The 12951-nt window shown below is 65.5% G+C and carries 14 protein-coding genes and 2 pseudogenes; 7 read left to right on the top strand and 9 right to left on the bottom strand.

The window, feature by feature from the left end:
• Positions 1 to 485 precede the first annotated feature (485 nt).
• Positions 486 to 731 carry a hypothetical protein gene (locus tag ACS5RC_RS00145; protein ID WP_478341808.1) on the bottom strand — a complete coding sequence of 82 codons (246 nt, stop codon included), beginning with the start codon at positions 729 to 731 and terminating at the stop codon, positions 486 to 488.
• Between the two features lie 270 nt (positions 732 to 1001).
• Between ACS5RC_RS00145 and ACS5RC_RS00140 the strand changes: the two genes are divergently transcribed.
• Positions 1002 to 1706, top strand: coding sequence for a NepR family anti-sigma factor (locus ACS5RC_RS00140; RefSeq protein ID WP_478341807.1), 705 nt, complete (start codon positions 1002 to 1004; stop codon positions 1704 to 1706).
• A gap of 797 nt (positions 1707 to 2503) precedes the next feature.
• On the opposite strand, the gene ACS5RC_RS00135 is transcribed toward ACS5RC_RS00140, so the two are convergent.
• Positions 2504 to 2812, bottom strand: coding sequence for a hypothetical protein (locus ACS5RC_RS00135; RefSeq protein WP_478341806.1), 309 nt, complete (start codon positions 2810 to 2812; stop codon positions 2504 to 2506).
• Between the two features lie 866 nt (positions 2813 to 3678).
• Between ACS5RC_RS00135 and ACS5RC_RS00130 the strand changes: the two genes are divergently transcribed.
• Both ACS5RC_RS00130 and ACS5RC_RS00125 read left to right on the top strand, forming a co-directional pair.
• Positions 3679 to 3858, top strand: coding sequence for a hypothetical protein (locus ACS5RC_RS00130; RefSeq protein WP_478341805.1), 180 nt, complete (start codon positions 3679 to 3681; stop codon positions 3856 to 3858).
• A 392-nt stretch (positions 3859 to 4250) separates the two neighbouring features.
• Positions 4251 to 4892: an SOS response-associated peptidase gene (locus tag ACS5RC_RS00125; RefSeq protein WP_478341804.1), complete on the top strand. Its 642-nt coding sequence runs from the start codon at positions 4251 to 4253 to the stop codon at positions 4890 to 4892.
• Positions 4893 to 4949: 57 nt separating this feature from the next.
• Here ACS5RC_RS00125 and ACS5RC_RS00120 read toward each other — a convergent pair whose 3' ends face one another.
• The 3 genes and pseudogenes from ACS5RC_RS00120 to ACS5RC_RS00110 all read right to left on the bottom strand — a co-directional run.
• Positions 4950 to 5318, bottom strand: a complete 369-nt coding sequence (locus tag ACS5RC_RS00120) for a hypothetical protein (RefSeq protein WP_478341803.1) — start codon at positions 5316 to 5318, stop codon at positions 4950 to 4952.
• Between the two features lie 433 nt (positions 5319 to 5751).
• Entirely contained in the window at positions 5752 to 6006 is a 255-nt protein-coding gene (locus ACS5RC_RS00115; protein WP_478341802.1) for a hypothetical protein, read from the bottom strand.
• A 58-nt stretch (positions 6007 to 6064) separates the two neighbouring features.
• Positions 6065 to 6268, bottom strand: a pseudogene (locus ACS5RC_RS00110) (DUF6894 family protein); the annotation flags it as partial.
• A 123-nt stretch (positions 6269 to 6391) separates the two neighbouring features.
• Between ACS5RC_RS00110 and ACS5RC_RS00105 the strand changes: the two are divergent.
• Both ACS5RC_RS00105 and ACS5RC_RS00100 read left to right on the top strand, forming a co-directional pair.
• Entirely contained in the window at positions 6392 to 6601 is a 210-nt protein-coding gene (locus tag ACS5RC_RS00105) for a hypothetical protein (protein WP_478341801.1), read from the top strand.
• On the top strand, positions 6602 to 7021 hold the full coding sequence (locus tag ACS5RC_RS00100; RefSeq protein WP_478341800.1) for a hypothetical protein: 420 nt from the start codon (positions 6602 to 6604) through the stop codon (positions 7019 to 7021).
• A gap of 116 nt (positions 7022 to 7137) precedes the next feature.
• Here the strand turns inward: ACS5RC_RS00100 and ACS5RC_RS00095 are convergent, their stop codons facing one another.
• The gene (locus ACS5RC_RS00095) at positions 7138 to 9102 is read right to left on the bottom strand and encodes an alpha/beta hydrolase domain-containing protein (RefSeq protein ID WP_478341799.1); all 1965 of its coding nucleotides are present in this window, start codon (positions 9100 to 9102) and stop codon (positions 7138 to 7140) included.
• A 386-nt stretch (positions 9103 to 9488) separates the two neighbouring features.
• On the opposite strand from ACS5RC_RS00095, the gene ACS5RC_RS00090 reads away from it, so the two are divergent.
• Together ACS5RC_RS00090 and ACS5RC_RS00085 are read left to right on the top strand one after the other, a co-directional pair.
• Positions 9489 to 9821 (top strand): hypothetical protein, encoded by a 333-nt coding sequence (locus ACS5RC_RS00090; RefSeq protein WP_478341798.1) that lies wholly within the window; start codon positions 9489 to 9491, stop codon positions 9819 to 9821.
• Positions 9822 to 9952: 131 nt separating this feature from the next.
• Entirely contained in the window at positions 9953 to 10372 is a 420-nt protein-coding gene (locus ACS5RC_RS00085) for a DUF4870 family protein (RefSeq protein ID WP_478341797.1), read from the top strand.
• Between the two features lie 162 nt (positions 10373 to 10534).
• Here ACS5RC_RS00085 and ACS5RC_RS00080 read toward each other — a convergent pair whose 3' ends face one another.
• From ACS5RC_RS00080 to ACS5RC_RS00070, 3 genes and pseudogenes are all read right to left on the bottom strand, one after another.
• Positions 10535 to 11530 (bottom strand): helix-turn-helix domain-containing protein, encoded by a 996-nt coding sequence (locus tag ACS5RC_RS00080; RefSeq protein WP_478341796.1) that lies wholly within the window; start codon positions 11528 to 11530, stop codon positions 10535 to 10537.
• A 155-nt stretch (positions 11531 to 11685) separates the two neighbouring features.
• A complete protein-coding gene (locus tag ACS5RC_RS00075; RefSeq protein ID WP_478342631.1) occupies positions 11686 to 12744 on the bottom strand; it encodes an adenylate/guanylate cyclase domain-containing protein in 1059 nt (352 codons plus the stop codon).
• 45 nt (positions 12745 to 12789) lie between these two features.
• Positions 12790 to 12929, bottom strand: a pseudogene (locus ACS5RC_RS00070) (IS3 family transposase); the annotation flags it as partial.
• Between the last annotated feature and the right edge of the window lie 22 nt (positions 12930 to 12951).

Below are 12951 nucleotides of genomic sequence, written 5' to 3'. Positions count from 1 at the left end.
TCTCCGACTGCGCAGTGATCGCCCCGAACGACCGCAACCTGTCCACCCTTGAAGTCCTGCCAAGGCCGGATGCACGGTGGTGTTACACGTGAGCGCTTGGCGTTTCTGGAGCGCCGTACCTGCTCTCAACCATCCACCAAGCGATGAGGCCCGGGCGATCGCCGAGGCGGAACTCGCGGAACTGGTGGGCATGGGCCGAGCGCGAGAGCGCGGCAACGGCCCGTTGCCGGCGCGCCGCAGCCGCCACCTTCCTTGGCCTTGAGGCTGGCTCGCCACTTCCTGATCGGCAGACACCCACCATGGCGCGGACGCGTGTCTCAGGTTCAACCGCCGTGACGACCATCGCCCGCACGGTCACCCGGCAGAAACAAGAAGTCGCTGCTATCCTGGGCACGTCGGCCCTGTTCTTCGCCCGGCTGTTCGCGGTGGCTTGGGTGATCGCCTGAACTGGACGGTCCTCGCACGCACCCGAGAGCGCGCGAGCTTCAGAGAGCTGGCTTAAGCGTTTCGACCACCGTGCGGCTCTTCCGTGCAACGGCCCTGTCATCCCGGTGTACGAGCATTGCCCCGCAGGCGGTCATCAGGGCGCGCAGATCCTCGATCCCCGCCTCTGCTTCCGCGAGGCTGAGGTAGCCGCTGCGCTTGTATACCGAACCCGTGCTGAGCGTAGCCACGACCTGAAAGCGCCCATTGGAACATTTAAGAATTTCACATGTCACGAGCTGAGCCATCTCCTCTCCCATAAATATTCGCCGGACCGAGGTAACGCCTCCCGCTCGATCAACGATCCCACAAGCTTGGCAAGTATCTGTTCACCAGGCAGTCAGACAGCTGCGCATACTCCGAGCGGCCAGAGCCCGCTGGATGGGATACGGACTGCAACTTGGCAGTTCGTGCTGTATGTACCGTGGCAGGTCAGGCTGCGATTTGCGCGTGGCCAAGGTCCTGCCTTCGCAGCGTAGGCCCGAGCACTTGTGGGAGAGGCAGTGAAGAGCCCGCACATGACTGGTACTTCCGGCCAGACCGTTGAAGCAGGCGAACCCGGACCCGTTGCCGCCAGTGGACCATCGCCGGTCGATCTGCCCGCGACGGTGCGCGCGCACCTCGGTCGTGAGCTGCAAGCCGCCTACCTCGCCCTCACCCAGGCTCAGCTGCCACAACGCTTTCTGGATTTGCTCAAGCAGCTCGACAGCACACAGACGGCTCAGAGCGATCAGCGTGCAGCCGCCTTCCGCCAGGGTCTGCTCGCTGCCCTTCCGGGCCTGCGCGGCTTTGCCCTGTCGCTCGTCGCAAACGACGCCCGTGCGGACGATCTGGTTCAGGAGACCCTGCTGAAAGCCTGGGCGAGCCAGAGCCGCTTCGAGGAGGACACGAACCTCATGGCTTGGCTGTGCACCATTCTTCGCAATCAGTTCTATACCGAGTGCCGCAAGCGTCGGCGCGAGGTGGAGGATGCGGATGGGGCCATCGCAGCCCAGCTCACGACGCCTGCATCCCAGGAGCATGGATCCGAGCTGCAAGCGGTCTTCGCCCGCATGAGCAAGCTGTCGCCGCAGCTTCGTGAAGCGCTGCTGTTGGTCGGGGCCGAGGGTTTCACCTACGAGGCGGCCGCGGCCGTGATGGGCTGTGAAGTCGGGACGGCCAAGAGTCGGGTCAGCCGCGCACGGGCTTTCCTGGCGAGCAACCTGATCCCCAAGACGAACTGACCGTGACGACTGGCGTTTGCACAGCCGCATCTTGAGATTACGGCCATGGGCCCCGCATGTGCGCCGCCTCTTCACCCTCTAAGTCCGGCCGAACCAGGATGTGTCGGGGCTCTATACTTGGACGATCCGCGATACCGGCAAACGGTTTCGGCTCTCGACCAAACCTCACCCCTCGGAGGGCGAGGCCCGGGCGATAGCAGAGGTGGAGCCTGCGGAGCTGACTGGGATGCGGGCGGGTCTCTAGCGCATCGCGGAACGGTGCTGGAAGGCTTGAACGAGTGTCGGGTCTCCGGCAGACCGATTCCGATGATAGTCCCAGGCCAACAAGAGCGGCGGCGGCAGGATAATTGCGAAGAAGATCCAGTCGAACATTTGTGGCATGGCCAAGCTCTTATGCAGATTGCGTTAGAGATACTAAGGCTGATCGGCGCAGAGAGTTCCGCAATCTCGTCTGCCAACTGCCTTCATGGGCTGACGGCGCAGCGGGGCAGCTGCCGCAGTGAGGAACGGACTCAGCGAACGATCGGCCCGGGTGTGAGGTGAGAGAGGATCAGGCGCCTGTCGGTCGCGAGGGCATGCGCCGGCAAACGCCGTGACGGCAGCTGGCATGGAAGGCCGAATTGCGAGGCGTTGGTTTGCGTTCCGGTTCAGCGGCGCGGTCACCGCCCACATCCTCAACTATACTTGTCGGACGGCCCTCTCGAACGGGGCCGCCGACCCTCCTGCGGAGGGGATGCAATCGAACCGGCAGCAGACGCGGCACGCACGCGCCATACCGGGGACGAGCCGCTTGCTCATCAGGGCCTCCGCTGCTCGCGCGATGCAGCCGGCGCTTCCGGGCTTGCCTGCCCGTCCCCGTCCATATCGTCGTCAGGCTCTTCGGTGCTGTAGGCGTCACCCGGTGGTGGCCGCACCGCCTCGCGCTGGCCGCGCGCACGGGGCTCTAGGTCATACCCTGGCGCCGCACGCGGCGGTGCGTCGCGCGGCCCAGTGCCCTGAGCGGTGGCCGGTGCCGCGGAGAGCACGCCGAGCACCAGGGCGGAGGTGATCGCGATGGCTTTCATAGGCGCCTCCGGCTCGAAAGACCCGACCCGATCGTCGTCCATCGTGCCTCCCCCTGCGGCCCATGGCGTGCTCGGCGAAGACCGCGCACGAGGCATCGGTCCGCCTCGGGTATTTCGCTCGCCCTCAACCCGAGAGACGTCAAGGATCAGCAATCCTCGCGGTTGCTGCTGGTCAGCTCGGCTGCTCCTCGACCTCTTCCAGTTCCCGTTCCGGAATGGGACCGGGCGGCTGCGGCGCTGGAGGGGCCGGCTGTGGATCGCTGTCCGGCGCCTGTGGCTCAGGTAGCGGATCGTCACTCGGCTGCGGCGTATCGGCTGAGATCATCGAACCCTCCATCGAGCTGTCGAGGGTTACGCCGGGCCTTCGGCGACGTTCCGAGTTCGCTCGTCCGATCCATGACATCTGAGCCTCGAAGCACCACCACCGTCCCGTGAGGATGCCACGACATCCCATCTCCGCCGCTTGAGAAAAGGCGGGAACGCCCTCTGTCGCTGGGCCTCCCAATGGTCACCACACGGACGCGCATCCCATCGGCCAGGATCGATACGGCGCGGGACACGACCCGGCGCCGCGGCACAGTGGATGGTGCTTCGCCGATCCGGTGCGAGCCCAAAGGCCGGTCGTTGATCTGCGGACAGCCTGCACCACTTGGCCCGCTGCTCGGCATGCGGAATCTCAAATGCGACTGGCTCTGAAGGCAGCCCTCCTGTTGGGCGCGCTCAGCCTGGGTGGATGTCAGGATCCGAAACCGGGGCCGGCAGGGCCGGCCGGACCGAAGGGCGACACGGGTGCTGCCGGTCCGGCAGGCCCTTCCGGATTGCCGGGCGCGACGGGCGCGCGAGGGGCTCCTGGTGACCGGGGCGAGAGAGGGGAACGCGGCCCCCCGGGACCTGCGCTGAACGATCAGGTGCGCATCGACGTCGCCTGTCAGCGCGATGAGATCCTGCTCAGCGCCTACTGCACCGGAACCGGGGTTCTGCCGACGATCTCGCTTGCCGATGGCGTATCGTCCGTCGGCTGCATCGATATGTCGGCAAAACCCGCGAAGGCTTCAGAACCGCATGCCGTCTGCATGAAAAAGCCCTAGCAGCGTCAGGGAAACCGGGCGCATCGTTGTGTTGTAGAGTATCATGGCTCCGCGACACGGTCGAACCGATCGGGTCGGTTTCGGTGGAACACAGGCGGCAGCCGGGCTCTTACCTCTGCATACCCCCACCATGATTGGATGCCACGCGATGTCGTTTGCCTTCTTCGGCCAGACCGTCGCGCTCTCGCCTCTGCAATCCGATGTTCCCCGCGCGGGGCCGTGTGTGCAACCCGCCGCGGAAATCGACACGCGATCGGCGATCCACCCGGGCATTCAGCGTCATGTGAGACCTGCGGGCGATCAGAGGTCGCCGCGGGTCGTCCGGCGGCACGACCGATCCTGCGAGCCCGTCAGCAGTTCGTGAGCCGACCGCAGCCTAACCCGATGATCGGATGTGCAACCTCTACAGCCTGAACAAGGGTCAGGACGCCATCCGCAAGGCGTTCGGCATCACCGAGGATCGCACCGGTAACCTGCCGCCGCTGCCGGGCATCTTCCCTGACCAGATGGCGCCGGTCGTGCGGGCACGGGAGGAAGGTCGGGAACTCAGCATGATGCGCTGGGGCTTCCCGCCGCCCAAAGCGGGCACCCGACCCGTGACCAACGTCCGCAACGTCGCCTCGCCCTACTGGCGGCCCTGGCTGAAGCCGGAGTTCCGCTGCCTCGTGCCGGTCTCGGCATTCAGCGAGTATGCCGACACGAAGCCGCGCAAGACGCCGGTGTGGTTCGCCCTCGACGACAAGCGACCGCTGTTCGCCTTCGCGGGCATCTGGCGGCCCTGGACGGGTATCCGTGGGCCGCAGCGCGACGAGCCGGTCGAGGCGGAGCATCGGCTGTATGCGTTTCTCACAACCGAGGCGAACGGGGTGGTCGGATCGGTGCATCCGAAGGCGATGCCCGTCCTGCTGACCACGGAGGACGCGTGGCGCATGTGGCTTGAGGCGCCGGCTGGCGAGGCGCTGACCCTGCAGCGGCCGCTGCCGGATGCGGAGATGCAGGAGGTCGCACGCGGCCCAAGGAAAGACGAAGGTTAATCCGCACCGGTTCGCGCTTGGCAGATGCCAAGCGCTGCGCCCGGGCGTGCGTGTCAATCAAATGCCGACGCTTGCGGCACCCGCCGCTGCCGCCTGCTGAACCGTGGCCCCGGCTCGCAGCGCCATGGCTATGGCCGTCGACGCCGCATCGATCGCTGCTGCGCGCTCTTCGCCATAGTCATAAGGTTCATTCGTTCCAGAGCTGAGCCTGGCGTGGTAGTTGTCAGGAAATTTCTTGTTCATTCGAACTTTGAGTAGATTGGTCGCCGCATTATAGTCCCGCTCGAAATCCCGAGCCTTGCCGGCAGTCGGCCCATCAAGCGTGCCGGCTTCGGCCTGAGATGCCTGGTTGCGCATTCGCCGATCGAGCTGCCTGGACGATTGCATCCGGGCGAACTTGGCTTTCAACCACCTGATCATGTCCATGAAGGCACCGGTCCTCGCAGCCGCGGAAGTGGGTCTATGACCCGCTTACCACGGTCTGGCGATGCTCCGTCTGTCACCCAATGCGCGAGCGGGCGTGATGACGTCTGGTCGCACTCCCGTTGTGGGCTCGGCGAGGCCTGCTTGCAGGAGACCGAAGGGAGTCTAGTTCCGGGACCACCCGACATGTCGGCTTGGATGGCTGAAGTTGCCGGCTTTAGGATCGGCCTCTTCGCCGAGGCGGTGCAGCACGAGATTGCAGCCTGCCCGACGCCCACGCGTAGTCGGTGGCACCGTCCCTCCCCCGGCTTCCCGAACTCGCGAGCCTGACATCCCAGCGTCGATGTGGCCGGCTCGGTCGCGCGGGAATTTTTTATCTTCGGGCAGCCACATCCGCTGCCTGCACGATCTCCTGCACGACCCCGATGGCGCCCAGCTATCCCGCCGTCAGGCTCTCGGCGAAATCCTCCGGCACCTCACCGAACTGCTCCAGGATCGTCACGCCTTCGAGCTCGCCCGTCTCGTCGTCGGCGACCACCTTCAGCGCCGCCGTCCCGGGCATCCGTGCGGCCATCGCACCCGCCTTCTTCCGCGCCCCGCTCTCCGTGCCCACCACCTCGCGATCGCCGGGCACGAGCCGCTTGCGCTTGAGCACGAAGGTCTGGACCACGAACGTCGTCCTCATCGCCATCCTCGACCTCGTCGTCTGCCGGGCGGCGTCCCGCGCGGATGTCCTCGAACGTCACCAGCATGACGCTGCGGCCATCGGGGCCGCGCACGTCAACGAACCAACGCGACCAATCGAGCCGGCCGATCCCGCGCCGCATCACCCGCTCGGCTGCCGTTCTCGCATGACCGAACAGGCTGACACGGGCTCGTAGCTCCACCCCGGTCCGATCTAGCACGACATGCTGACCGTCCAGGCAGTGAAAGCGGTAACGCTTCGCCACCATTCGCCTTTCCCGTCATCATCCACAGCCATGCACAGGCCCGGCAGATATCCCGGGCATGCCCGTCAAGGACGGCCGAACGGTGCTATTTGTTCCACTTATGTTCTGCAATGCGGAGGCGCCGGCATGCATCCTCACCCTGTCGAGCGCGAGCCGAGTGAAGCCGAGCGGATCGCCCTCGCCTACCGCAGGGCGGCGGGCGGCGATGCCTGGACGGCGCTTGTGCGAGCGATCGCCGATGCGCTGACGGATCTTCAGGCGAGCGAGGCGCGCGCTGAGCACCATGCGGCCCTGATCTCGCGGGGTTACGTCCGCGGCCGCCCCGATGCCGCCTAGATGGACCGGCTGCGCGACATCACGGCCGAGCGGCTGTCCGTCGAGTGCCGGTCCTGCCGACGATGCGGCTCCTATCGGATCACCGGTCTCATCGGCCGGTTTGGCGGCGATCTCAGCCAAGCCGATCTGCTGGCGGCGCTCACGGCCTCGTGCCGCTACCAGCGCCGGCCGGGTGCGCCGGCCGCCCGCACATACGAGGTGACGTGCCAGGCGCGGCTGATCCTGCCGCCGGCCCTGGAGCGCGAGCCCGAACCGCCACCGAGCCCCTATCCGGCCTTCTGCATCGAGATCTGGAGCGGGACGCGGATCGAGAAATGCGCGGCCGCGGTGTGGGACCTCAATCTCGCCCGCCGCGCCTTCGCCATCGCTGTGGAACTCTACCCGGACGAGAGGTCACGTTGCGCCAGCGCATCCGGGTGATCCTGAAGCATCCGCCGGACCCGTGAGAGGGCTCGGCCGCAAGTGAGCGGGCGGTTCTCCGCCCGCCAGCCAGCCCGCGCTCGACCAAGCCCGATCGCCTTTCGCCGCGACAGCCTTCAGGGAGCTGCCTGCTGCCGCGCTGCAGCGACCATCCGCTCTCCATCCTCCTGCAGAAGAAGGCGGTCCGCGACGAGTGTGTCGACCGACTTCGTGACGGCCGCAACGTAGGCGGTCGGATCCCCGTAGCGCTCCTCGAGCGATCGGCGGGGATCGCCGCTCGCCTCCCGCTCGGACCGCGTGCGGGCGAACGGAAGCTGACTGCCTTCCCGGTCGCAGAGAGCACCGGCCGGAAAGGGATCGGCGTACAGGTTCCAACCCGTGAAGGTGGCACGCGGCGCCGCGATGGCCGGCAGGCGGATGCCTGCCACGTCGTTTCCGTCCGCGTCGACACGCGGCACGAGGGGCCGGTACTGCGGCCCGCTTTCAGGATGCGGGTCCACATAGGTGCTGAACCGCATGATCGCGTTGGGCGCCGTCGGCACCGGCACGCCGACGAGGAACGGGAAGCCGGTAGCGGCGGCCTCGACCAAGGTTCCGTCCGAGAGGCGCGGTACGCGGCTGTCGGGCGGTGCCTTGCCCGACGTCACCCACTCCTCCAGCGCGACGAGAAGCGCCCGAATGGCAGGAGCCGGGTTCAGGGTGCTGCGTGGGTTCGCGCAGGGGCCCTTGGTTGAGGTCAGACCGGCTCGGCCATAGTGGAAGGCGGACGAGACCAGGAACGCCCGCGCGGTGCTGGGCAGCGGCACGTCGGTCTGGCCAGCGGGATCCGTGGTGAGCAGCGATGCGCCCTTCTGCCAGTACTCGGTGCCGGTGTTCACCTCAATCAGAAGCGGATCGAAGCCGTCGCCCCGCAGGAGCGCGCCGGTCCGTCCTGTTATGGGGTCGTGCTGACCCGCAGCCGAGAACGGGAAGGCGTTCTCGGGATAGAAGTGATCCTCGTGCTGGGTGTTGGTGCGGGAGGGCTGGCCGAAGCGGGCGTTCAGGAAGACGCCGCCGATGCCTGCGATATGCGACAGCACGCCGTCGAACACCCGGCGCCCGGCCTCGTCGCGGTTGAAGCCCTGGTAGATGAAGTCGCGGAGGTAGCGACCACTCTGCGAGATGCCGATGGCGAGGGCATGCCGGATCGTGCCGCCGGCCGGGTTCGCTCCGCCGGCAGCATCGCTGCGCAGATAGGCGACGACGTCGCGCGTGGCGGCGAACCCGATGCCGAGCACCTTCGGCTCGGTGGCCTGATAGGTGAATTGATAGAGCGAGCCCGGCAGTGGCTTGGTCCCCGGCGGTAGGAGTTCCAGCTGCCGCGGTGTGGCGTAGTGCCAAGCCTCGGACGGAACGGGCCGAGCCGGATCGGCCTCGCGACGGCGCACGGTGAGCTGCGTGCCGCTCTTGTCCTGATTGGCCGCCTTGAAGGTGAGGTAGAACGGCGCCTCGGGTGGGCCGCGGGTCGCGCTCACGAGTTCGTCGCGCACTGTTTCGACGATCGGCTTGCCGTCGCGTGTCGCCACGGGAACGTCGATCGCCATGCCGCCCTGCTGGCGCAGGGCGTCCGCCTCCCAACCCGACCAGACGACGGTGTAGCCCCGGCGCAGGACGAGGCCGGTACCGGCATCGGCGGCTGTACGCGGATCGTTGACGGCTTGTACCGCCTGCGGGGGCGCATCCAGCACCCAGTTGAACAGGAATTTACGACCGCGGTTCAGCACCTCGAACAACACGGTGCCGTTGCCGCGCGCGGGATCCTTGGGGCGCAGCATGAACAGGTCGGTGGCGTACTCGACCATGCCACGCGCGTTGCGAGGAGCGAGGGCGAGGTCGACGATCCCGGCATTGGCTGGATCGGCCGGGTCGAGCTCGCCGCGCGCCGTTCCGATCACGCGCTCATAGGCGCCGGCTGCTCCGAACTCCGCACCCTCGGCAAAGGGCTCGACTGCGGTGACGGCGATGCTCGTGATGCGTGCCTGCGCAGGGGCAACGCAGAGCGCGCAGCCGAGCGCGCCAGCGATAGCCAGACGGATTGGCATGGGTCCTCCCGGATCGGCTCTTCAGCGGCCGCTACCCGCAGCAACCACAATGAAGCAGGGGCGTCGATGGCCTGGCCCTAACCCACAGTTGCGTTTCGCATGGGCTGTCAGCGCTTCGCGTTTTGCACGGACCCTTCTCGTCCGGAGACGCCGGAAGGGCCGTGGTCGGCTGGCGGCTCACACGCCCACCGCCTGCCAGGGCAACCAGAGGATGCCGCCAGCCGACCCGTCCGAGCCCGGCAGGGTGAATGCTGCGGGTTCCTCACCGCGCTTGCTTCAGCGTCCTAAACGTTTGTCCAACTGTGCTCTTCGTCTCACACCGCATTGTCGTCCCGTGTACGGCCTAGCTAAGGTCCGATTATCGATAGCACAGGGATTTCGTCGCAATGAAAGCTGTTGTCGCGCTAGCCGCCATACTCACGATGGCCTCGGGTGCAGCTCAGGCGGAGACCACTCCCACGGAGAAGGCCCTCGGCGAGCTGATGGCTGTGATGTTGATGAGCGAACGCTGTCACGTTCAGCTCAGCAGCGACATCGTTGATCAGATCGTGGTGGAAGGTCCGCGCCTGCAGAAGGCCGCAGGCATCCAGGAAGAGGACATGTCCGAGATTGCCAAGCAGATCAGCCAGGGCTTCACAGACATCGACTGCCCGACGGTCAAAGTGAGTGTCGAAAAAATCGCCCTGGGGGCTCTAAGCTCGGCGAAGAAAATCCAATAATTTACAATATCCCTGTTTGGCGAATTTTCATCCCGATATTCAATGCGCCACACGTCATGAATCCATATTCGTTCTAATCTGAAAATCCCATTTCACTATCATCCCTCACAACGACACAAGGTTTTCACACTATGAGCGATCAAGTCAATCACAGCGCGCCGTCCTATCTTGGTACGGGCGCAGCAACGATGCCAGCTGATTACGCGATGGTACCGGCTGCCACTCCGACCCGGTCGAACCTTAACCTACTGTACTGGCTCTACCTCGGTGGTTTCCTCACGGGCATAACCCCTGTGATTGCCCTGGTCATGGCTTACACGAACCGCGGCAAGGATGGCGACGCAGTCGCCGACAGCCACTACACCTTCTTGATCCGCACGTTCTGGATCGGGTCGCTCTACGGCGCCATCGGGCTCCTGACGATGCTCGTCGTCATCGGCCTTGTCATCCTGCCACTCGTGGCCGTTTGGTGGATCGTCCGGTGCGCCATCGGGATCAGCCGTGTCTCGCGCGGAGAGGCGATCGCGAAGCCCACGACGTGGTTCTGGTGAGAGGTTCTACGGCCCCCACCGCCGTGTCGGGGCTATCCTCTGAAGCCCAGCGCACTCAGGCGCCGACTCTTTCCCTCTCCATCGACCGCGCTTTGTCGCGTGCAAGCGCTTCCGACCGGAACTGAGCCGGCGTCTCCGCCGGGCGATCGAACAAGATCCGCCCTAAAGGGACACCGCACGGACCCACTCTGCGAAGAGGTCGGTCTCTGCTGGCTGAACTGCGGATGGCCCGCTGTCCGCTACGTCGCTCGGGCTGATGCCATAGGCTTGCTTGAAGGAGCGGCTGAAGGTGGGTAGGTCCGTGAAGCCGACACTGTAGGCAATTTCAGCAATGCGCCGGGAACCGGCTGCCGTCGATAGCGCCGCGCGCGCAGCACGCAACCGTCGATTCTTGATGTACCGGGCGACACCCCCGGTCCCAGCGAACAGACAGTAGAGCGCGGTGCGGGAGACACCAACCTGACGGCAGATCGTATCTGGCGACAGGTTGGCGGAGGCCAAGTGACGTTCAATGTAGCGCTTACAGCGCACCAGGGTGGCTGCCTCCAGCGCAGTTTGTGCCTCACCGAGCGCTTTTCGTGTCGGAGCGAGCGCCGCGGCCAGCAGCTGCGCCGATGCCCTCGCAAGACTTTCGGCCTGCTCAGGAGCGATCAAGTGCGCATGCCGCGTGACCGTCGTCATGTGTGTCGCGAGTATGTGACTGATCCCTTCCGTGAGGACCACGCCGTGAAAGGCTTCCGGGTCCGGTAGAACCTCGGCGACAAGCTCACGGGAAAGGCTCAGAATCGGAGAGGATTGCTCCGGTGCCGCGGTCCTGCGGAACGGCTGAGACAACGTGTTGACCGTAATCGAGCCCGTCGGCGCATGGATGTCGTCCGTCTCGGTGCGAACATCGAACGGAGCGGTCGTCAGGTGGAGCACGATGTGGTCGAGGCCATCCGAGCGGATGCGCTGACGTGAGCGTTCTACGGTCTGAGGCGAGGCCGACATCTCGCGGATGATCATCCGATCGACCGAGACGGAAGTGACGCGCGCTGAAAAGCTGGGGCTGGGCGTCGCGACGTCATGGGTGACGCCAAGTAGGGCCTTCCACGCCTCGAAACGGTGTTCGGGCGTTACCTGATCGGTATCGAAGGTAAACTGCGGGAGAGCGCTCACTGAGGGCCACCTGATTGCCGGTTGCTCGATGCTACTCGCGCAGGTCTTATTGATACATTGATGCCATTTTCGGCGCCGGCACAACAGGGGCGTTCAAGCTGCCGATTGCTGAGGTGATCCGGATGGATGGTATGAGGTGCGATGCTTCGATCGCCTCATTGCAGTGCTGTATGCCGCAAATGCCTCGGTCCAGACGTCGAAGTTGAGCCAGTGTGGATCGCAGCAATGCGCAGCAGCTCAATGCGTCCGCGCACGTTGCGCGAACCAAGATCCTCGACGATCATGTCAGCCGGCAGCGTGCCGAGCCTGTCGAGCAGGTCGCCTGAGACCAGAACCGAGACATCGAGTTCTTTGGCAACCGACTCGAGACGGCTCGTTGTGTTCAGCGTATCGCCGAAATACGCGATCTTGTGGCGTTCAAGGCCGATCTCGGCGGTCACGACGGAGCCGCAGTGAAGTGCGGCACGGAAACCCGGGACTTGGCCGAACCGCTCCACCCACCACTCGGCGTCGGCGGCGATCACCTGCGCAAACTCGAACACGCACCGCAGACAGGACGCCTCTCGTGTCCCGCGGCTCACGGTCCAGCTCACGAGAGCCATGTCGCCGACATAGTCGTCGATGGAACCGCGCGAGCGATGGACCGGCAAGGCCAGCGCGCCGAAGATCGCGCCGAGATAGCGCTGAGCCGCCAAATCGCCGTGCTGCTCGGCAAACCGGGTCGATCCCGCAACGTCGAGGAAGAGAAAGATCCGCTCTTCCTTGATCGGCCGGTGGTATCGTCCCAGCAGCAGGTTCGTGAAGACGCGTGGTCCGATCAGGTCACGGACGCGGAACACGAAGGCGGCCAGGGCGGAGATCGCAAGGGCGTAGGCGAGGCCGGCATCCGACATCAGCATCGCAGCACGGGCGCTCGGCATGTAGCCGAACGCATGGTGAAGGACAGTGCCGGCACCTGCATTCCCGGCCGCGATCATCGCCACGTACGTGGCCAGCGTTGCGGCAACAAAGATCGGGGTGGCGCTACGGCGGATCAGGTCTCGCCAAGTCCGGAGCAGCAAGCCACGCTCGTACAGGAGGATAGGCGCACCGATGAAGGCGCCGCGAATTGCGGAACCCGACAGCTTCAACTCGAAGATGAGGCCGTAGAGCAGCCCTGCCAGCATGCCTATGGCGGGCGCCACTATCCAGAAGCCGGCTCGGAACGGATGCATCGGATCATGGTATACCAAGCCGCCGCGCAGGACACGCCCGGCGCACGGACTGCTCGGCTCGATGCAAGCGTTCTCCGAGCCGGCCGCGGCGATCCAGTCTTGGACAGATCCGAGAGGACGTCGATCACGTCGTGCGCCGTCAGCTTTCGGGATACGCGGATGGTCAGGCACTCACGGCTGACCTCAGGGGCACATTCAGCGTCCAGG

It is taken from the genome of Methylobacterium sp. HJ2, from assembly GCF_056431005.1.
The sequence above is the reverse complement of the archived record's forward strand: the minus strand, read 5'-3'. Positions and strand labels throughout refer to the sequence as shown.

Excerpts from the sequence above, each read along its gene's own strand:
- ACS5RC_RS00145 (WP_478341808.1), bottom strand. The coding sequence starts at position 731 with ATGGCTCAGCTCGTGACATGTGAAATTCTTAAATGTTCCAATGGGCGC.
- ACS5RC_RS00140 (WP_478341807.1), top strand. The coding sequence starts at position 1,002 with ATGACTGGTACTTCCGGCCAGACCGTTGAAGCAGGCGAACCCGGACCC.
- ACS5RC_RS00135 (WP_478341806.1), bottom strand. The coding sequence starts at position 2,812 with ATGGACGACGATCGGGTCGGGTCTTTCGAGCCGGAGGCGCCTATGAAA.
- ACS5RC_RS00125 (WP_478341804.1), top strand. The coding sequence starts at position 4,251 with ATGTGCAACCTCTACAGCCTGAACAAGGGTCAGGACGCCATCCGCAAG.
- ACS5RC_RS00120 (WP_478341803.1), bottom strand. The coding sequence starts at position 5,318 with ATGGACATGATCAGGTGGTTGAAAGCCAAGTTCGCCCGGATGCAATCG.
- ACS5RC_RS00115 (WP_478341802.1), bottom strand. The coding sequence starts at position 6,006 with ATGGCGATGAGGACGACGTTCGTGGTCCAGACCTTCGTGCTCAAGCGC.
- ACS5RC_RS00105 (WP_478341801.1), top strand. The coding sequence starts at position 6,392 with ATGCATCCTCACCCTGTCGAGCGCGAGCCGAGTGAAGCCGAGCGGATC.
- ACS5RC_RS00100 (WP_478341800.1), top strand. The coding sequence starts at position 6,602 with ATGGACCGGCTGCGCGACATCACGGCCGAGCGGCTGTCCGTCGAGTGC.
- ACS5RC_RS00095 (WP_478341799.1), bottom strand. The coding sequence starts at position 9,102 with ATGCCAATCCGTCTGGCTATCGCTGGCGCGCTCGGCTGCGCGCTCTGC.
- ACS5RC_RS00090 (WP_478341798.1), top strand. The coding sequence starts at position 9,489 with ATGAAAGCTGTTGTCGCGCTAGCCGCCATACTCACGATGGCCTCGGGT.
- ACS5RC_RS00085 (WP_478341797.1), top strand. The coding sequence starts at position 9,953 with ATGAGCGATCAAGTCAATCACAGCGCGCCGTCCTATCTTGGTACGGGC.
- ACS5RC_RS00075 (WP_478342631.1), bottom strand. The coding sequence starts at position 12,744 with ATGCATCCGTTCCGAGCCGGCTTCTGGATAGTGGCGCCCGCCATAGGC.